This is a genomic window from Glutamicibacter mishrai, from assembly GCF_012221945.1.
GTDB classification, from domain to species: Bacteria; Actinomycetota; Actinomycetes; order Actinomycetales; family Micrococcaceae; genus Glutamicibacter; species Glutamicibacter mishrai.
The window spans coordinates 1,123,975-1,142,748 of record NZ_CP032549.1 but is presented as its reverse complement, the minus strand read 5'-3'; the positions used below and the strand labels follow the sequence as shown (position 1 = coordinate 1,142,748).

16 protein-coding genes and 1 riboswitch are annotated in these 18,774 nt (G+C 60.2%); of the genes, 9 read left to right on the top strand and 7 right to left on the bottom strand.

What is annotated here, in order from left to right; all coding sequences use genetic code 11:
* Window positions 1-41 precede the first annotated feature (41 nt).
* From aztB to aztD, 4 genes are read left to right on the top strand one after another with little or no spacing between them, the layout of a single operon-like run.
* Complete coding sequence (gene aztB / locus D3791_RS05415; RefSeq protein WP_246242351.1) at window positions 42-911, top strand: zinc ABC transporter permease AztB; 870 nt, start codon at window positions 42-44, stop codon at window positions 909-911.
* Window positions 908-2,155, top strand: coding sequence for a hypothetical protein (locus tag D3791_RS05410; RefSeq protein ID WP_022876144.1), 1,248 nt, complete (start codon window positions 908-910; stop codon window positions 2,153-2,155). Before aztB ends, D3791_RS05410 begins: the two co-directional genes overlap by 4 nt.
* 11 nt (window positions 2,156-2,166) lie before the next feature.
* Window positions 2,167-3,075 (top strand): metal ABC transporter substrate-binding protein, encoded by a 909-nt coding sequence (locus D3791_RS05405; RefSeq protein WP_022876143.1) that lies wholly within the window; start codon window positions 2,167-2,169, stop codon window positions 3,073-3,075.
* A 19-nt stretch (window positions 3,076-3,094) separates the two neighbouring features.
* Window positions 3,095-4,261 carry a zinc metallochaperone AztD gene (aztD, locus tag D3791_RS05400; protein WP_022876142.1) on the top strand — a complete coding sequence of 389 codons (1,167 nt, stop codon included), beginning with the start codon at window positions 3,095-3,097 and terminating at the stop codon, window positions 4,259-4,261.
* A 78-nt stretch (window positions 4,262-4,339) separates the two neighbouring features.
* Here the strand turns inward: aztD and D3791_RS05395 are convergent, their stop codons facing one another.
* Genes D3791_RS05395 through D3791_RS05385 form a run of 3 tightly spaced genes read right to left on the bottom strand, consistent with a single transcriptional unit; the run spans window position 4,340 to window position 7,202 of the window.
* Window positions 4,340-4,972 (bottom strand): LutC/YkgG family protein, encoded by a 633-nt coding sequence (locus D3791_RS05395; protein ID WP_022876141.1) that lies wholly within the window; start codon window positions 4,970-4,972, stop codon window positions 4,340-4,342.
* The gene (locus D3791_RS05390; RefSeq protein ID WP_035762398.1) at window positions 4,969-6,420 is read right to left on the bottom strand and encodes a LutB/LldF family L-lactate oxidation iron-sulfur protein; all 1,452 of its coding nucleotides are present in this window, start codon (window positions 6,418-6,420) and stop codon (window positions 4,969-4,971) included. The genes D3791_RS05395 and D3791_RS05390 overlap by 4 nt, the downstream gene beginning before the upstream one ends.
* Before the next feature lie 17 nt (window positions 6,421-6,437).
* Entirely contained in the window at window positions 6,438-7,202 is a 765-nt protein-coding gene (locus tag D3791_RS05385; RefSeq protein WP_172511516.1) for a (Fe-S)-binding protein, read from the bottom strand.
* 147 nt (window positions 7,203-7,349) lie between these two features.
* On the opposite strand from D3791_RS05385, the gene D3791_RS05380 reads away from it, so the two are divergent.
* The 4 genes from D3791_RS05380 to D3791_RS05365 all read left to right on the top strand — a co-directional run bounded on the left by D3791_RS05380 (window position 7,350) and on the right by D3791_RS05365 (window position 11,749).
* Window positions 7,350-9,026, top strand: a complete 1,677-nt coding sequence (locus D3791_RS05380; protein WP_172511515.1) for an L-lactate permease — start codon at window positions 7,350-7,352, stop codon at window positions 9,024-9,026.
* A gap of 26 nt (window positions 9,027-9,052) precedes the next feature.
* Window positions 9,053-9,766, top strand: a complete 714-nt coding sequence (locus D3791_RS05375; RefSeq protein ID WP_172511514.1) for a FadR/GntR family transcriptional regulator — start codon at window positions 9,053-9,055, stop codon at window positions 9,764-9,766.
* 167 nt (window positions 9,767-9,933) lie between these two features.
* The gene (locus tag D3791_RS05370) at window positions 9,934-10,704 is read left to right on the top strand and encodes an SDR family oxidoreductase (RefSeq protein ID WP_172511513.1); all 771 of its coding nucleotides are present in this window, start codon (window positions 9,934-9,936) and stop codon (window positions 10,702-10,704) included.
* 19 nt (window positions 10,705-10,723) lie between these two features.
* On the top strand, window positions 10,724-11,749 hold the full coding sequence (locus D3791_RS05365; protein WP_172512906.1) for an L-idonate 5-dehydrogenase: 1,026 nt from the start codon (window positions 10,724-10,726) through the stop codon (window positions 11,747-11,749).
* Between the two features lie 79 nt (window positions 11,750-11,828).
* Here the strand turns inward: D3791_RS05365 and D3791_RS05360 are convergent, their stop codons facing one another.
* Window positions 11,829-12,380 (bottom strand): OsmC family protein, encoded by a 552-nt coding sequence (locus D3791_RS05360; RefSeq protein WP_172511512.1) that lies wholly within the window; start codon window positions 12,378-12,380, stop codon window positions 11,829-11,831.
* A 31-nt stretch (window positions 12,381-12,411) separates the two neighbouring features.
* A riboswitch (SAM riboswitch) is annotated at window positions 12,412-12,531 on the bottom strand.
* Between the two features lie 384 nt (window positions 12,532-12,915).
* On the opposite strand from D3791_RS05360, the gene D3791_RS05355 reads away from it, so the two are divergent.
* A complete protein-coding gene (locus D3791_RS05355) occupies window positions 12,916-15,885 on the top strand; it encodes a DEAD/DEAH box helicase (RefSeq protein ID WP_172511511.1) in 2,970 nt (989 codons plus the stop codon).
* 8 nt (window positions 15,886-15,893) lie between these two features.
* Here the strand turns inward: D3791_RS05355 and D3791_RS05350 are convergent, their stop codons facing one another.
* The 3 genes from D3791_RS05350 to D3791_RS05340 form a co-directional block, all read right to left on the bottom strand.
* Window positions 15,894-16,337, bottom strand: a complete 444-nt coding sequence (locus tag D3791_RS05350) for a MarR family winged helix-turn-helix transcriptional regulator (RefSeq protein WP_172511510.1) — start codon at window positions 16,335-16,337, stop codon at window positions 15,894-15,896.
* 94 nt (window positions 16,338-16,431) lie between these two features.
* Window positions 16,432-17,424: a 2-hydroxyacid dehydrogenase gene (locus tag D3791_RS05345; RefSeq protein WP_172511509.1), complete on the bottom strand. Its 993-nt coding sequence runs from the start codon at window positions 17,422-17,424 to the stop codon at window positions 16,432-16,434.
* Entirely contained in the window at window positions 17,418-18,740 is a 1,323-nt protein-coding gene (locus tag D3791_RS05340) for a glucarate dehydratase family protein (protein WP_172511508.1), read from the bottom strand. Before D3791_RS05340 ends, D3791_RS05345 begins: the two co-directional genes overlap by 7 nt.
* Between the last annotated feature and the right edge of the window lie 34 nt (window positions 18,741-18,774).

Here is an 18,774-nt window from a genome sequence, read left to right as displayed (position 1 = left end):
TCAATTGATAATGATTCTCATTTAAGGTTACTCTGTACGATGTGTTCATCAATCCTTTCGCATCTGACTTCATGGAGCGCGCCCTCATCGGCGGCTGCCTCGTCGCCGTGATCTGTGCTGTCGCTGGAACCTGGGTTGTCATCCGCGGGATGGCATTCCTCGGGGAAGCCATCGGCCACGGCATGCTGCCCGGAGTCGCCATCGCCACGGTCCTGGGACTGCCCGTGATGCTCGGCGCTGGTGTCAGCGCGGTGGCAATGACCGGCTTGCTCGGTATGATGCAGCGTCGCGGCAAGCTCTCCTATGACACCAGCATCGGCCTGGTTTTTGTCGGCATGCTGTCCTTGGGGATCATCATCGTCTCCCACTCGCGCAGCTTCGCCACCGACGCGACCAATATGCTCTTCGGCGATATCTTGGCAATCTCCACCGCTGACCTGTGGCTGCTGATTGCGGCCCTGCTGCTCAGCTGCGCCATCGCAGCCAAGTTCCATCGAGCCTTCGTCGCCAGCGCCTTCGACACCCGCATCGCCCAGACCCTGGGACTCAAGCCTGGGTTGGCGCAGATCATGCTGGTGGCGCTGGTCGCCGTGGCCATCACCGCATCGTTCCGCTCGGTGGGCACCTTGCTCATGGTCGGCATGCTGCTGGCACCTGTCGTGGCGGCCAAAGCATGGGTCAACCGAATCCCCGCAATCATGGCGGTCGCTTCAGGCATCGGAATACTCAGCGTGGCCGGTGGACTGCTCATTTCCTGGTACGCCCAAACCGCAGCGGGCCCATCGATCTCTTGCCTGGCTATCGGGCTTGCTGGAATCTCAGCGCTGATGCGCCGAATGCTCACACGCAGCCCGAAGTCCCACGCAATAACCGACAACGAATTACCCCTACAACGTGAAAGTGCCAAATGAAGGCCAAAATTTATGGATTGACCGCAGCGCTGGTGGGCGGAGTCCTGCTGGCAGGCTGCGCCTCGAATCCCGTGGCAACGAGTCAGCAAACCGCTGCCGAACCATCCGACCACGGGGCAGTGGAAGGGGCGCAAGAAATGCCCGAAGCCCCGCTGCATCTGGTCACGGTTGATCAATCAGGCAAAACCGGCATGCTGGATCTGCTGGGTGACGAAGAGACCGGTTTGCCACAGCTGCCCGAAGTCGAGAATCTGGAAACCGACGGGCGCTACCTTTTTGCTGACACCGGTTCCGGAGTCGAAGTATTGGATAGCGGAATGTGGAGCTGGAATCACACAGACCACTTCCACTACTACCGTGGCACACCACAGCAGGTGGGCCAGGTGTCCGGCGAAGGCGCGGCGCGAATCATCGGCGGGCCCCTGTCCACTGCCGGAAGTACTGGCGTGTATTTTCCCGAAACCGGCAAAGCGATCTTGCTCGATAATGCAGAACTGGCCGAAGGGCGCATTAGCGAGCGGTTCACCACGCAAACTACAGCCCACCAAGGACTGATAGCACCGCTAGGCGACGGGGCCATCCAAAGCGAGCCCGCCACCGGGTCCCAGCCGGCCCGGGTGCAGTACCTCGATGCGCAGGGAAACCGGGTTGAGGGAGCTCAAACCGAGTGCGGAAACCCCGCAGACGCGACCCACACGGCAGCCGGACTGGCTATCGCCTGTGACCAGGGAATCGTCGTAGCGTCCGAAAAGCAGTCAGGCGGCTTGGAATTCTCCTTGCTGCAGTATCCCAAGAAAACGAGCGCTGACCAGCGCATCAAAGAACTCAATCATCGCAAATCACGTCCGGTCGTGGCCGGCGTGGCGGGGGAACGGGGCGCTTGGGTTATCAATACACGGAACCTGACGATGACCAAGGTGATGAGCGATCAGAAACTGCTCAAGGTCAGTGCCGTCGGTGACGCGAAGGGGCACGTGGTGGCGCTCGATGCCCAGGGCCGCGTGCTGGTGTATTCGACCGAATCCGGAAAGGTCGTCGGCACCACCGAGCCGCTGCTGAAAAAGAGCCTGAAGGATCCACGCGCCATGGACAGTGTGAATCTGGTCCTCGACGCGCAGCGCGCGTACGTTAATGCACCAGCCGAAAAACTCGTCTATGAAATCGACTTTGCCGACTCGGCACGCATCGCGCGAACCCTCAGTCCCGGCACCGCGCCCACCTGGATGACGCAGGTGGGCAATTGAGACGCTTCGCCATGAACCCCGCAAAAGCGCTGGCCGCATTAGCAGTGTTGCCGCTGATCCTGACCGGCTGCATCGGCACCGCACAGCCGGATGACAAGCCAAGCATCGTGGTCACCACCAACATCCTCGCGGACGTTGTGCAGAATCTGGCCGGCGACCAAGCGCAGGTCCATACGCTCATGCCTGCCAACGTTGATCCGCATTCCTTCGAGATCTCGGCCCAGCAAGCCGCCGTGCTCAACGAGGCAGATCTGGTGGTGTCCAACGGGCTGAATCTTGAGGAAGGATTGCAGCGCCAGCTGGAAGCGGTAGATGCTGCCGGGGGCAACCACTTCGTGGCAACCGACCACGTGGAGGTCTTGAACGTTTCGGGATCCAGCGATGCCAAGGACCCGCACTTCTGGACCGATCCTGCGCGCATGATCGACGTCGTTGACGCCTTGGAAGAAGATTTGGGGCAGGTTCCCGGAGTCTCAGTGGAACAGCTGCAGGCTGATGCCCAGGCCTATCGAAGCGAGCTGTCCGGACTGCAACAGCAGATGAGCGAATCATTTGAGCAGATTCCGGAAGCTTCCCGTGCCTTGGTCACCAATCACCATGTCTTTGGGTATCTCGCCGACAGCTTCGGTTTTCGGACCATCGGGGCAGTGATTCCTTCAGGGACCACGTTGGCCTCGCCAAGCGCCGCGGATTTGGCTTCGCTGGCCGAGGCCATCCGAAGCTCAAAGGTACCCGCGATCTTCGTCGAATCAGCCCAGCCCGACAAGCTGGCCCGGGCACTGGCCCAAGAAGCAAACATCGACGTGCAGATCGTAGAGCTGTATTCAGAGTCGCTGACCCTGCCCGGCGAAGGCGCCGACAGCTATCTGCAGATGATGCAAGTAAATACCGAACGAATCACCCAAGCCCTGCGCAACTAAGCGCAGCAAGAAAGGAACCATGAAAATCACATCACCTCGCACGCTCAAAGCCGGGTCCGCCCTGGCCGTCCTGGGCCTGCTGGCCACCGGCTGCTCGGCGCAGAGCGCCGCCGACTCCAGCGCCCCGACACCCACCCGAGTCGCAGTGACCTACGCCAACGGGGTCGCCGTCCTCGATGGGCAGAGCCTGGAAATGCTCAAGAGCTTCGACACCGAGGAATTCACCCGCCTGAACTCCGCCGGCGACGGGAAGAACTTCATGCTAACCACGTCCAAGGGATTCCAGGTCCTGGACGCAGCGACCCCTCAGCTCACACAGACCACGTTCGCCGCTTCGGCTGCCGGGCATGTGGTCCCGCATGCAGGCAAGACGGCGCTCTTTGACGACGGCAGCGGAACCACCACACTCTTCGACACCGATAAGCTCGCTGACGCCAATGGAAAATTGCCGGAAGCGCAAACCATTGAATCGCCTGCGCACCACGGGGTATCCGTGGCCATGGAAGATGGCTCGGTGCTGACCACCATTGGCGACGCTGACACGCGCACCGGGGTGCAGTTGCTGGATGACAAGCACCAGAAGGTCGCCGAGAACACCGACTGCCCAGGGGTGCACGGCGAGGGCACCGCGGCACAGGGTCGAGCGGTCTTCGGTTGCGAGGACGGAGCACTGGTCTTCGCTGACGGAAAATTCACCAAGCTCACTGCCCCGGATGCCTACGGGCGCATGGGCAACGCCTATGTCTCGCCGACCAGCGAACTGGTGATCGGCGACTACAAGGATGATCCTGATGCGGAAGGCAACCTGCTGCACCAGATCACCCTGATCGACACGGCCAAGCCAAGCTACCAGGTGGTCGACTTGCCTGGGGGCGTGGAATACACCTGGCGCGGGGTGGCTCGTGGCCCTGAAGACCTTGGCTACTTGCTGGGTACTGACGGAAAGATCCACGTGATTGACCCGAGCACCGGCAAGATCTCCCGAAGCCTTGACGTTATTGACCCGTGGGAGGGACCAGCTCAATGGCAGGAGGCGCACCCGTCTTTGCGCATTGACGGCAACACCGCCTATGTCAGCGAGCCAGCCAAGAAATCGCTTTACGCGATCGATCTGGAAACCGGCGAAAAGACCGCGACCGTGGAACTGGATGCGGAGCCTAACGAAGTGGCTGTGACCACCAAGTAGCGCCAGCAGTACGCAAATGTGGCCGATTCCCCTCCCTGAGCCAGCGAGGGGAATCGGCCACAATGCTTGATACGTGGTTTACAGCCCGCGCACCATGAGCACATCCAAGGTTCGTGGACCGTGGACGCCTTCAACGCGTTCCAGCTCGATATCGCTGGTGGCCGAGGGGCCGGAGATCCAGGTCAGCGGGCGGGTGATGGACAGGCGCGGCATGGCTTCGGGCAGCAGCTGCACGATCGTGGAGATCGGGACAATGCACACGTGGTGATCCGGAACCAGCGAAATGGCACGGCGACCTTGGTCTGGCTGGCCATCTAGGATGATGGTTCCCGACTCGGCCACGGAGACCGCCGAAGAAGTCACCACAGCGCTGGTGGCATCCAGTTCGGCCACGCTCAAGCGGGCTCCCGGTGCATCAATGCGCTGTTCCACGTTCTGGCCCAAGGCTGAAAGCCATGCGGTATCCAGGCCCTGCGGGTAGACGACACTGGAAGCGTCCTTGAGCTTGGCGGCCACGAATTCGGGAATCTGCGCGGCCTCGATGACCTCGACTCCCGCCTTGTAGTCCACCAGGCGATCCACCAGCAGCTCGATGAGCTGCTCTTCGTTCATCTCCGAAGTGGTGCGGTATTCGCGGGGAACCTCTTCGGTGGCCGGGGTGTCGGCCAGGGCCGAACGGATCCGCGAGAGGATTTCGTCTTTCGCGCTCACTTGGACTCCTTTTCGTCGCTCCACCAGTCGCGGAAGGACTTGTTGGGCGGGGCTGGAATATCTCGGCTCTGGGTCCACCCGGCAGCGATGCCCGGCAGCTTCTTGATCTTCTTATCCTTGCCAGCGGCCAGCCGGCCCAATGGCAGCGCCTTTTCGAGCAGGCCGATGTTCTTGCCCTTGCCCAAGGCCCAGGAGCCGCCCTTCATCAGCAGATCCATCTGGGTTGGCAGCTTGTGCTTTTCGCGCTTGGCATCCACATCGTCGCCGCGCAGGTGCACGAGGATTTCCGGGATGTTGATCTTGACCGGGCAGGCCTCATAGCAGGCGCCGCACAGCGAAGACGCGTAGGGCAGCGAGCCGTTTTCCTCGACCTCGATGCCGGTCAGCAGCGGGGAGAGGATCGCGCCGATCGGGCCCGGGTAGGTGGAGCCGTAGGCGTGGCCGCCGGTGCGTTCGTAGACTGGGCACACGTTCATGCAGGCCGAGCAGCGGATGCAGTTCAGCGCGGTGCGGCCGAAGCGGTCGGCCAGCGCGCGGGTGCGTCCGTTGTCCAGCAGCACGATGTGCACGTTCTGCGGGCCGTCGTCTTCGGTGACACCGGTCCACAGCGAGGTGTACGGGTTCATGCGCTCGCCGGTGGAGGAGCGAGGCAGCAGCTGCATGAAGACTTCGATGTCCTCCCAGTGAGGCAGGACCTTCTCGATGCCCATGACGGTGATCAGGGTTTCGGGCAGGGTCAGGCACATGCGGCCGTTGCCTTCGGATTCCACCACGCCCAAGGTGCCGGTGTCGGCCAGGGCGAAGTTGGCTCCGGAGATCGCGACCTTGGCGGCCAGGAACTTCTTGCGCAGGTGGGCGCGGGCGGCCTCGGCCAGCTTGGCCGGCTCATCGGTCAGGTTCGGATCCACAACCGGCATTTGGCTCAGGAAGATGTCGCGCACTTCGGTGCGGTTTTTGTGGATGGCCGGGACCAGGATGTGGCTTGGCTTATCGTGCCCGAGCTGGACGATCAGTTCGGCCAGGTCGGTTTCGAAGGCGTCGATGCCTTCGGTTTCCAGATGCTCGTTGAGCCCGATTTCCTGGGTGGCCATGGACTTGACCTTGACCACCTCTTGGGAGCCGGTGGCTTTGACCAGTTCGGTGACGATCTTGTTCGCTTCATCGGCGTCGCGGGCCCAGTGGACCACGCCGCCGCGCGCGGTGAAGTTCTTTTCGAACTCCAGCAGGCGTTCTTCGAGGGTGGCCATCGAGTTGTTCTTGATGGTGCTGCCAGCATCGCGCAGGGCCTCCCAGTCGGGAAGCTCGCCCACGACCTTCAGCCGTTTGTCGCGGATGGTGTGGGTGGCATGGCGCAGGTTCTTGCGCATCTGGGTATTGCCCAGCTCGCGGTGCGCCGCCTTGGGGAATGGCTCGGATTCGAACAGGTTGCCCTGTCCGCCGGCCGGCATGCCGAGGAATACCTGAGTCACAGTGACACCGTCTCTTCCATGGTGCTGGCCAGGATATCGGCCAGGTGCAGGGTCTTTGGCTTGGCGCCGGTGCGCGAGAGGCCGCCGCCGATGTGCATCAGGCAGGAGGCATCGCCGCCGGAGCAGGCAGAGGCGCCGGTGGAGCAGATGTTCTTCACCTTGTCATCGAGCATGGCCGAGGAGACGTCCGCGTTCTTGATCGAAAAGGTTCCACCGAAACCGCAGCACTGGTCTGCTTCGGGCAGCTCGTTGACGGTGATGCCGCCGACGGTCTTAAGCAGGTCCAGCTGGCGGTCGCCGAGTCCCAATGAGCGCATGCCGTGGCAGGAGGGGTGGTAGGTGATGGTTTCGGGGAAGTAGCTGCCCAGCTGCTCGGCCGCGTTGGTGATGCCCAGGACATCCACCAGCAGCTGGGTCAGTTCATAGGTGCGCTTGCCGACGGCAACTGCGCGGTCCTTCAGCTCGGGCTTGCCCAGGCGCTCGGCCAGGTAGGGGTGCTGGTGCTTGACCGAAGCGACGCAGGAACCCGAGGGGGCGACCGCAACGTCATAGTCTTCGGTGTCGAAGGCATTGATGTGGTTTTCGACAACGGGCAGCGCTTCAGGCATATAGCCGGAATTCATATGCATTTGCCCACAGCAGGCTTGAGCCTTCGGGAAAATGACTTCATGGCCCAAGCGTTCCAGGATTTTCACGGTCGACTTGGCGGTTTCCGGATACATAGCATCCACGATGCACGTGGCAAAGAGAGCAATTCGCATAATAAATGACTCTTTCAGGTGTGGTCTGACCATACTATGCCAAGATTTTTGCAATAGTCAAGACTTGTTTGTGATGCCACTCACGCTGTACGGTATTGGTCGGACCACATATGGTCAGACCACCACTCGAGCAAAGGCGCCCACACCGTGTTTACTCCCTCCACTGAACCGATAGCAGGAAGTGTTGCGATCTCTGCGCTGATCGCACTGATTCCTCTCGTCACCTTTTTTGTACTGCTAGCCGTGATCAAGACCAAGGCCCACTGGGCCGGTCTGGGATCCCTGGCAGTGGCCATCATCGTCGCCATCCTCGGCTGGAAAATGCCGGTGGCCATGGCCCTGAACTCCGGGGTCATGGGCATGGTTTTCGGTGCCTTCCCGATCGTCTGGATCGTGGTCATGGCCATTTTCCTCTACCAGGTCACCGTCAAGTCCGGACGCTTTGAAGACCTGCGCCGCGTCTTCGACGTGATCGGCGGCGGAGATGTCCGCATCCAGGCAGTGCTGATCGCCTTCTGCTTCGGCGGACTGCTCGAAGCGCTGGCCGGATTCGGAGCGCCGGTAGCCATTACCGCAACCATGCTGCTGGCCCTGGGCCTCTCCCCGTTGCGCGCAGCCTGCGCCGTGCTGATCGCGAATACCGCACCGGTGGCCTTTGGCGCCGTGGCCATTCCGATCACCACGGCCGGCGCGCTGACCGGCATCCCTGCCCATGAAATCGGTGCAGTCGTCGGCCACCAGTCGCCGCTGCTGGCACTGTTCGTTCCCACCATCCTGGTCTTGATCCTCGATGGCTGGCGCGGTGTGCGCCAGGTACTTCCAGCCACGCTGACCATCGGCATCTCCTTCGGCATCGCCCAGTGGCTGTGCTCCACTTATTTCTCCTACGAACTGACCGACATCGTCGCTTCGCTCGTTGGCCTGGCCGCCGCGGTGATCCTGCTGCGCTTCTGGACTCCCAAGGGCGCCGACGAGGCTCGTGCCCGCGTGCTGACCGCCGAAGCCGCCGCATTGCCGGTGGAGAGCGGCAACAAGCTGGAAAAGGCCAACACCTGGATGGCGCTGTTCCCATACCTGCTGGTGATCGTGATCTTCGGACTGGCCAAGCTGTGGAAGCTGGGCATCGATATCCCGGCCTGGCTGGCGAGCACCGACATCAAGTTCGGCTGGCCGGGCCTGCATGGCAAGGTGGTCAATGCCGATGGCGAGGCCGTCTCCTCGACCATATACACCTTCTCCTGGCTCTCCTCGCCAGGCACCCTGCTGCTGATCACCGGCGTGATCGTCGCCTTTGTCTACTCGCGCAATACCGGTGGCGGCAAGTACGCGATGACCTTCGGCGAAGGCCTGTCCGAGATCGGCAAGACCATCTACAACATGCGCTTCGCCGCGCTGACCATCCTCTCGGTGCTGGGTCTGGCCTACGTGATGAACCTGTCCGGCCAGACCATCACCGTGGGCACCTGGCTGGCTGGCGCCGGCGGATTCTTCGCCTTCCTCTCGCCAATCCTGGGCTGGATCGGCACCGCGGTGACCGGTTCGGACACCTCGGCCAACGCACTGTTCGCCAAGCTGCAGCAAACAGCTGGCATCAATGCCGGCATCGATCCGAACCTGCTGGTTGCCGCCAACACCTCCGGCGGCGTGGTCGGCAAGCTGATCTCCCCGCAGAACCTGGCCATCGCCGCAACCAGCGTGAAGATGGAAGGCCAGGAATCGGTGATCCTGAAGAAGGTCGCCGGATGGTCGGTCGGCATGCTGCTGGTGCTGTGCGCCCTGGTCTACCTGCAGTCCACCCCGGTGCTCTCCTGGATGCTTCCATAGTTAGCTGACCGGCTAAAATAGATCCGATGCCAATTAACCCAGCTCCGCGTGCGTACCAGATCGTGCTTCAAGCAATTGAGGAAGATCTGCGTACCGAGAAGTTGTCCGTGGGGGACCAGCTTCCCGGTGAACGTGCGCTCGCGGAGCAGCATGGGATCTCCCGCGCCTCGGTGCGCGATGCCATCCGCATCCTTGACGTGATGGGCATTATCAAGACTTCCACCGGCTCCGGACCCAACTCCGGAGCGGTGATCATCTCCAACCCCTCGGCCGGCATTTCGCAGGCTTTGCGCCTGCACTTGGCGGCCAAGGGGATCAACGTCCGCGAGATCGTCGAGTCGCGCATCCTGCTGGAGACCTGGGCCGCGCAAATGAACCCACGTGACCCGGTCTATGCCCAGCAGGTGATCGACCGCACCGCGGTGTTGATCATGCGCATGGATGATCCGCAGCTCTCGCGCGAGGCCTTCCACCGCATTGATGCAGAATTCCATGTGCTGCTCGCGTCCATGGCCGGCAACTCGGTGGTCGAATCCATGATGGAATCGCTGCGCAATTCAATCAGCGATTACGTCTCCGACTCGGTGCCCAGCGATGAGGCATGGCAGCCGGTGGTGCGCGTTCTGCGCCGCCAGCACAAGGCCATCCACCACGCCTTCGCCACAGGGCAGCGCGAGCGCGCAGCCCAGCTGCTCGAAGAGCACATCAACTGGTTCTACTCGCAGACGCGGTCGATGTAGCCGGGAGCGTAACAACTCAATAAGTAGGACTTTATAGCTCCACGACTCCCTTATGTCTGATATGTTTTGGGAAAGCGACGGGGCTACTTTTGCGGATACGGCAGCTGGTTTTTACCGGCAGTGGGTTCCCGTCGATGAACCATCGACACTTCCATGCGAGGGAATTCATGAGTCAACTCTTTGACCTATCCGGACGATTGGCCCTAGTCACCGGGTCCTCCCGCGGCATCGGCCGCGAACTGGCCCGCGCCCTGGCCAACGCCGGAGCCACCATCATCCTGCACGGCCGGGACGAACAGCGCCTGGCCGAAACCGCTGCGGACTTCACCAGCCGCTACGGAGAAGAGCGGGTCCACAGCGTCTGCTTCGACGTCACCGATGACGCCTCCGTACGCGAGAACATCGCAGCCATCGAAAAGAACATCGGCGCCATCCGCATCCTGGTGAACAACGCCGGAATCCAGCACCGCGTGCCCATGCTGGATTTGGAAGTCGCCGACTGGCAGCGAGTGATCGATACCAACCTGACCAGCGCCTTCCTGGTAGGACGCGAAGTAGCCCGCGGCATGGTGGAACGCGGCGAAGGCAAGATCATCAATATCTGTTCGGTGCAAACCGACCTGGCCCGCCCGACCATTTCCGCCTACACCGCAGCCAAGGGCGGCCTGCGCAACCTCACCCGCGCCATGACCGCCGAATGGGCTGGCGCTGGACTGCAGATCAATGGCATCGCACCGGGCTACATCCACACTGAGATGACCCAGAACCTGGTGGACGATGAAAAGTTCAACTCGTGGATCCTGGGCCGCACCCCGGCTGCCCGCTGGGGCACCGTCGAGGACCTGGCCGGCCCGGCCATCTGGCTGGCATCGGATGGCTCCAACTACGTCAACGGGCAAACCATTTTCATCGACGGAGGCATGAGCGTTGTCGTCTAGCACCCTTTCCTCCACGACCATGGCTGTGGTCGCCCACGCCGCCGGAGACCTGCGCATCGAACAGATCGACGTGCCGGCACCGAAGGCCGACGAAGCACGCATCGCCATCGCGTACGGCGGCATCTGCGGATCGGACCTGCACTACTGGAGCCACGGCGCCGCCGGGGAATCCATCCTCAGGGCACCGATGATTCTCGGACACGAGATCGTGGGAACTGTCATTGAAGCCGCCACCGATGGCAGCGGGCCAGCAGCCGGAACCAAGATCGCCGTGCACCCCGCAACACCGGGGGACACCGGCGAACCGTACCCGGCAGATCGTCCGAATCTTTCCCCGGGCTGCACCTACCTCGGCTCGGCCGCCCGTTACCCGCACACCGAAGGCGCCTTCGCTCGCGAAGTGAACCTGCCAACGCGCATGCTGCGCGAACTGCCTGGGGGACTCTCGCTGCGCGATGCCGCGCTGGCCGAACCGGCAGCGGTGGCGTGGCATGCCGTTTCGCGTGCCGGAGATGTCTCAGGCAAAAAGGCCCTGGTGATCGGGGCCGGCCCTATCGGCGCGCTCGCTGTGGCAGTGCTCAAGCGTGGCGGCGCCAGCGAGATCATCGCAGTGGATATGCACGAGAAGCCATTGGCCATCGCCCGGGAACTGGGCGCCACCTCCACCCTGCGCGCCGATGACCAGGAAGCCATCGCCAACATCAACGCAGATGTGGTGATCGAGGCCAGCGGCAACTATCGCGGCTTGGCCTCAGCGGTCCGCGGCGCAGTGCGTGGTGGCCGAGTGGTCATGGTGGGCCTGTTGCCAAGCGGCGAACAGCCCGCGCTGATTTCACTGGCCATCACCCGGGAACTGGAACTAGTCGGTTCCTTCCGCTTCAACGGCGAAATCGATCAGGTGCTCGAAGCCCTGGCCGACGGCTCCCTGCAGATAGGTGCAGCCGTCACCCATGAGTTCCCAGTGGTTGATGGGATTGAAGCCTTTGAAACCGCCAAGGACTCCTCGACCTCGGGCAAGGTGCTGCTCAACTTCCTGGACCAGTAGCTCTCGCGAGTCCCAAAGTGCACTGTGGCGGCCAGTAGTATCAATGGCCGCCACAGTGCACTGCTGTTTTCAGCTTAGGCTAGCTGGCTTCGATCAGCTGCACCGAGGTGGTGACGGGCACCGGGTTGGCGAAGAGGTCAAGCACGGGGCAGTGTGCATCTACTGCCTGGCGCAATTCCTCGTAGCGTTCGGCGGATTCCGGACCAGCAATCTGCACCTTCAGGTCCACCGAAGAGAAGCCGGGGCGGATGGAAGGATCGATGCCGAAGAGCCCGCGGACATCGAGCTGCCCGTCCGCAGTGATCTGGACATCGTCAACCTGGATTCCCAGGTTCTCGGCGTAGAGCCGATAGACCACGACCTGGCAGGACACCAAAGCTGCCAAAGCGTATTCAACGGGGCTGGCGGCCACGTCGCTGCCACCGAGCGCTGCTGGTTCATCGACGGTGAAGGTATGCTTGCCGGCGCGGATATTGCTGGCCACCGAATCAAAGCCTTCGCCCTGGACCGTAAAGGTCAACGCGGCGCTATGCGGTGCGGCGGAAATCCGTTCGCCCCAACCTGCACCTGCTTCTTGAAGGCGCTGTGAACGGTCCTCGGCTACTGAGAGTTTTGCTGTTGCGTGAGACATGGGGGAGTCATCCCCTTTCTGGCGCAGGGGGCGCCATCGTTTACGATCTTGGATTTCAAGATGCGTCGAATCGTCACCTGGGGCACCCCGCACAATGGCTCAAGGGTTGCCGTCCGCTCAGCCAGGGCCTTGATGAGTGGAACTCGTGATTCAGTAGTTCCTTTTTATCCGCTAACACTGGGCTCGGTAAAGTATCCACTTAACGTTTCGTCATGGCTGTCTTGTCGCTATGCATCGATAGGATGGAGGGTAGCAATCCGCTCTAACGCACTACTTTTGGATGGCGATGATGGAATTCCAGCTGAACTTTGAATCTCTGGACTTATTGGTCTCTGACGATGAACTTCGTGCTGGACGGATGTATCACAAAGCGGGTCTCGTTCAAGACGTTGACCGATACCAAAGGGTTAGCAGTTCAGGCGTCACCGGCCTGGTCGCAGGTCTTGAAGTGGTGGCGAATTTCCACATTGTGGGGGATCGCATTGAATTTGAAGGATTTTGCTCAGGGCATCCATCCGAAAAAAGCTGCGCAGAGGTGGCGGCGTTACTCCTAGAGGTCCTCAGCGACGAGGATGATCCGCTGATTGTTTCTGACATCGAATCGGACCCATACGCGTGGCGTCGCAATGCAGTACCTCAGTGGGAGCGAAATCTTAACCGACTGTTGCCGGTGCCCGAGGACGAAATAGACATTATTGAAGAACCTTTGGGGCTGATCCTGAAGATTCTTAGAACGCCTCGGTATGGTGGCGACGACCTGCTGACTCTTCAAGCGCGCCCAGCTAAGCGGGGAAGCAAGAGTCCTTGGGTGCAGTCCGGGGTGAGCTGGAAATCAGTGGCCTTTGACGAACATTTCCCTCGGGAACAGCGCCGAGCGGTAATTGAACTGAACCGTCTGCGAGAGCACGCAGAAAAGCAGAAGTATGGTCATTTCTGGGAAGCCAAGGACTGGATTTCCTTGATGGAGGTGCCCGGCAGGGACTTGATAGCTGCATTTGGAGAGCTTCGGGACGCTGGCGTAGCGATCATCAACGGTGCCACTTCAGGCAAATCTGAAGTGAACTTCAGCGAGGTACAGGCCCAGGCGTACCTGGATATGCGTCGCGGCGAGAACGGGTTGACGGTAGAAGGCATCCTCAGAGGACCTGTAGAGGAGCACACTCACTTATTGCCTATCGGCAACCCGCCAGCTCTTTTGGCGTATTCGTCGAAACCGCTGGAGAAATCCAAGGACTGGGGACTGGCCGAATTTGCCGAGCCCGTTTCGGGCGAGCTAGCGACCTTTATCGCTTCTGGTGTGCAGTTCATTCCGTCAACCGATGTCCAACGATTCGAAGATTCCCATCTGGACCGCATGAGGGCATTGGCACCGTTGAAAAGCGCTGACGTTTCCTACGCCATTCCCGAGCCTCCTCGCCCGGTGTTGAGGCTGCGAGTTTCCAGCACTGCCGAAACGGTGAATCTGCACTATTCGTGGAAGTACGCGCCCAAAGCGACCAAGCAGCGCAGCGTCGAAAAAGAGATCTTGGCTTCAATCAAGGATAAATTGGGCGACGACTCGGCGTTAGGCAACGTGAATTCACGCGGGATCTACGAGGACCGCGAGTTGAGCATCGATGAGTCCATCGACTTCATGGTCTATACCCTGCCGTTGCTTGAAGAACACCCAGATATTCTCATCGAAGCGCAGAATCAGCTACCTAAGTATCGGATCCTTGATACGCCGGCAACGGTCTCTATCGAGGCCGGTGAAAACACCGGCGACTGGTTTGATCTAACGGTCGAAGTCACCATCGATGACATCAAGGTGCCCTTCGCGTTGTTGCTGGCAGCACTCACTCTGCGATTGGATTACTTGGTCCTTGAAGACATGACGGTCATTCCCATTGCAAGTGAAGACTTCGCGCAATTGCGCCAGCTGATCGCAGAAGCTGGCGAACTAGGCAAAGTCGAAGGCAATACGATTCGAGTCCACAAGCTAAGCATTGACTGGTGGCACGAGCTGCTGGATCTGGGCATCATCGAAGCCCAGCATAGCCAGTGGTTGCAGAACATGAATGAGCTCAGCCGCGGTGAAGAACTTCAAAAGGTGCAGCTTCCCGAAAGCTTCAAAGCGAACCTTCGCCCCTACCAGGAACAGGGGCTTTCATGGTTGAATTTCCTGCGCACCCACTCGTTGGGCGGGGTACTCGCAGATGACATGGGGCTGGGCAAGACCGTCCAATTGCTGGCTTGTCTCGAACAGGCCCGCCTTGAGAATCCAGATCAAAAGTTCCTCGTCCTGGCTCCGACATCCGTCGTAGGCAACTGGATCAATGAAGCCCACCGATTCACCCCGAACCTCAAAACGTGGGGCATTACCTCGACAGCCAAGAAGGCCGGCCAAACCGTAGCCGATCAGTTGGGCGATGCCCAGCTGATCGTAACCAGCTATACGATCTTCCGGCTGTCCTATGAGGAATTCGAAGCCGCCGGCTTTTCCGTCATGATCATGGATGAGGCGCAACAGCTAAAGAACCACACATCCAAGGGCTACAAGCAAGCTCGGCAGCTGCCAGTTCCATGCAAATTCGTGGTCACCGGCACTCCGATGGAAAATAACCTGATGGAACTGTGGGCTCTGGTTTCGATGGCTGCTCCCGGATTGCTGGGCGGTCAAAACGCCTTCAAAGACAATTACCAAAAGCAGATCGCTGATGGGGACAAGGAACGGCTGGATCGGCTCAAGAGCCGTCTGCGTCCTTTCGTCCTTCGCCGTACCAAAGAACAAGTTGTGCCAGAATTACCTGCCAAGACCGAACAGATCCTGGAAGTGGAACTGGAGCCAAGCCACCGTAAAGCCTATGATCGTCGTTTCCAGCGTGTGCGTCAGGAAGTGCTCGGTTTGGTGGATGATGTTGATTCGAACAGATTCAAGATCTTGCAGTCCTTGACGCTGCTTCGCCAGCTGGCTTTGGACCCCTCACTGGTAGGCGAAGGGGACGGTGCCAGCGCGAAGCTCGAATTGCTGCGTGAAATGATGGGCGATGCCGTCGCCGAGGGCCACAAGATCCTGGTCTTCAGCCAGTTCACTAGCTTCCTGACCAAAGCGAAGGACATCGCCGTAGAACTAGGCATTGATCACGGCTATCTGGATGGCTCGACCAGTGGTGCCAAGCGCAAGGATCTGATCGAAGGATTCACCGACGGCGACTTCCCGGTCTTCTTCATCTCGCTGAAGTCTGGCGGCTTTGGCATCAACCTCACCGCGGCGGACTACTGCATCTTGTTGGACCCATGGTGGAATCCGGCGGCTGAGGCCCAAGCCATTGACCGAGCACACCGCATCGGCCAAGAGAAACCTGTCTATGTTTATCGTCTGGTTGCCAAGGACACTATTGAGTCCAAGGTGCTGGCGCTTCAAGCGAAGAAGACTCAGCTGTTCAATGATGTCCTCGGAGACGAAGCCCAAGCGGGCCAGCCAGCAGCGCTCAGCGCAGATGATTTCTTGGCCCTGATGGAGTAGTTTCCCGGTTAATCGAGTTCGTCGAAACTGATGTTCAGACGGTGTAAGAGCTCGCCGAAGTTCTGCAGTTCGCCTGGTTCCCATTCGGTGAGTTGACGACGAAGCTCCTGGCGCAGGGTGTTGCCGCTGGCCTTCCACTTCTCGTGTGCCATAGGTGTGGCAGAGACCAGCTGCGCCCGGCCATCGGAAGGATCTTGGGTGCGGTTGACCAGTCCAAGAGTTTCAAGATGTTTGACCAGTCGGGAGATGGTGGCCTTGTCTAGGCTCAGCGCTTCAGCCAGCTCGCCTTGCTGCTGGGCATCGTCGCGGATGACGAGGGCCAGTACCCGGTAACCAGGTGCTTGCAGGTCGGGGTGCACAGCTTTGGCGCGGCGCAGGAGCATATCCCGGGCGTGCAAAAGTATGGCGGTGAATTCTTCTTCAACCATGTGCAGCAGCTTTTCATCTTGCATGGGAACCATTCTATGGAGTGGACTGTCCCATGACAGAATTTCATCCGGCACGAATCGGCATTTGTGAATTCCCAGCCCTAGCGATTCCTTTGGCTCAGCTATCGGTGGCAGGCGCTGCGGATAGGGATCCGGGCAAGGCCGTGAAGGCGAGGATGTTTTCACAGATCTCGTCCACCCTGGATTCAAAAGTGTTCCGGGCATGTCCTGAATAATGCGGGGTAGCGATCACCCGTGGATGGGCGGCGAGCTGCCGTGTCAGCTCGGGAGCTTTGGTGCCGTTGGGCGCATCCCACCAGACATCCAAGGCAGCTCCGCCGATGATTCGCTGCTCCAAGGCAGCGATCAGAGCCTGGGCATCAATGATCGGTCCACGCGATACATTCACCAGGAGCGCATCTTTGCGCATTAGTTCGAGTTGCTCCGCGCCAATGAGACCGCGCGTCTCATCTGTCAGGGGCAGGCAGAGAACCACAACGTCACTGGTTTCCAGAAGCTCAGGCAGATGCTCCATGGACTTGACCCACGCCAGCTTCTGGTCGGCTTCTGAAGGCGTTGATGGATTGCGGCGAACGGCAATAGCTTTCGCGCCTAACGCCGAGACAGCCGCTGATGTCTTTGCGCCAATTCCGCCCAGCCCGATGAAACCGACAGTCAGGTCCTTGAACGTGCGGAACATTGGCACTGACTGGTCGGTGGCCACCGTCTTCCAAGTGCCTTCGCGCAATTCGGCGGTAACTTCAAACAGGCGACGTTCGTGGGCAAGGATGGCCATCAGCACGTACTCGGCGATGGAGCGTTCGTGATGCGAGGTGGTGGCAATGCCGGTGGTTGCCGGGAGCTGCTGCAAAGCAACACGATCCGTTCCCGAGCCGGTAACATGCACCAACCGCGCCTGGCATTGTTGCGCATCTTCGGGCGCGAGCTTGGAGCAGACGAGCACGTCGGCTTCCGCAATGCGCGATGACTGCTCTTTTGCCTGCAAATCGGCCACAAAATGCCATTCGAAGCCTGCCGCCAATTCGCGAAAGCGGGATTCGAAGCGGCTCACGATTGGATCGGTGACCACGATCTTGAGTGCGTCTACCATCGCGGGCTCTTGAGCTCGTAGCTGGGGTCGATGGATTGCATGTAACCGGTGTCGTTGCGCTGGCGCAGGCCGCAATCCAGATATTGCTGGTGCATGCGCGCTAATGCTTGGACATCCAATTCGATGCCAAGGCCTGGCGCGGTGGGGACTTTGACCCGGCCTTCGTGAATGCTCAGTACGCCGGGGACAATTACGTCGTCCTCTTCGCGCTTCCAAGGCCAGTGGGTGTCGCACGCGTAGTCGATATTCTCGGTGGCAGCGGCCAAATGGATCATCGCGGCGAAACTGATTCCCAGATGGGAATTAGAGTGCATGGAAAGCCGCAGCCCGAAGGTTTCTGCCATCCCGGAGAGCAGCTTCGAACGGCTAAGCCCACCCCAGAAATGATGGTCAGACAGCACGATGTCCACGGCTTTGGCTTCTATGGCCGGCGGCAGGTCGTCGAAGGCAACCACGCACATGTTAGTGGCAAGCGGCAACGCGACCTCAGCACGCACCGCAGCATTATCTGCAATGCTTAAACAAGGGTCCTCGAGATATTCAAGAGAGGATTCCAAGCGATGTCCGACCTTGATAGCTGTCGGCACGCTCCACACCCCATTAGGATCCAGCCGCAGCGGAATATCCGGGAATTCTTGATGCAACGCCTCGACGGCTTCAGCTTCCAGATCTGGCGGGAAGACCCCGCCTTTGAGCTTCAGGGCACGGAAGCCGTAGTCGTTGACCATAATTCGAGCTTGGGAGACTATGCCTGCCGGATCCACAGCGGCGCCCCAACGGTCGGGTTCCTGGCCTGGGTGATTGGCCCACTTGTAGAAAAGGTATCCGCTGAAATCCACGTGCTCCCGCACGCATCCTCCCAGCAGAGTGCTCACGGGCAGGCCGAGGATCTTTCCTTGGATGTCGAGGCAGGCAACGTTGAATGCGGAGAGCACCCTGTCATCAAGCGATGTCGTGGTGACCATGCCGCCGGTGCCGTGCCCGCCCTGGCCGTCGTCCTGAGCTAGCGACTGGGATACCAACCGGGCGATGAGGTTCAGATTAAAAGGATCAGCGCCGATAAGTTCCTCCGCGGCTCGGCGAAGTCGTGCCACGTGCGCTTCATCCCCGTAGGTTTCGCCTAGCCCGTAATGTCCATTCTCGGTGTGAACGACAATGATGGCTCGAAGTGCGAATGGTTCATGAACGCCCACCGAATTCAGCAATGGCGGATCGGCAAAAGCTACCGGCGTGACAGTGATTTCTCGAATGCGGCAAGACGCCGTGCGGCGGTGCTGCTCATCGGTGGAGACATGGTGCGTCGTTGCATCCAGCATGGAGGGCTCCCCTGGTTCTCTAGGTCTAGAATCA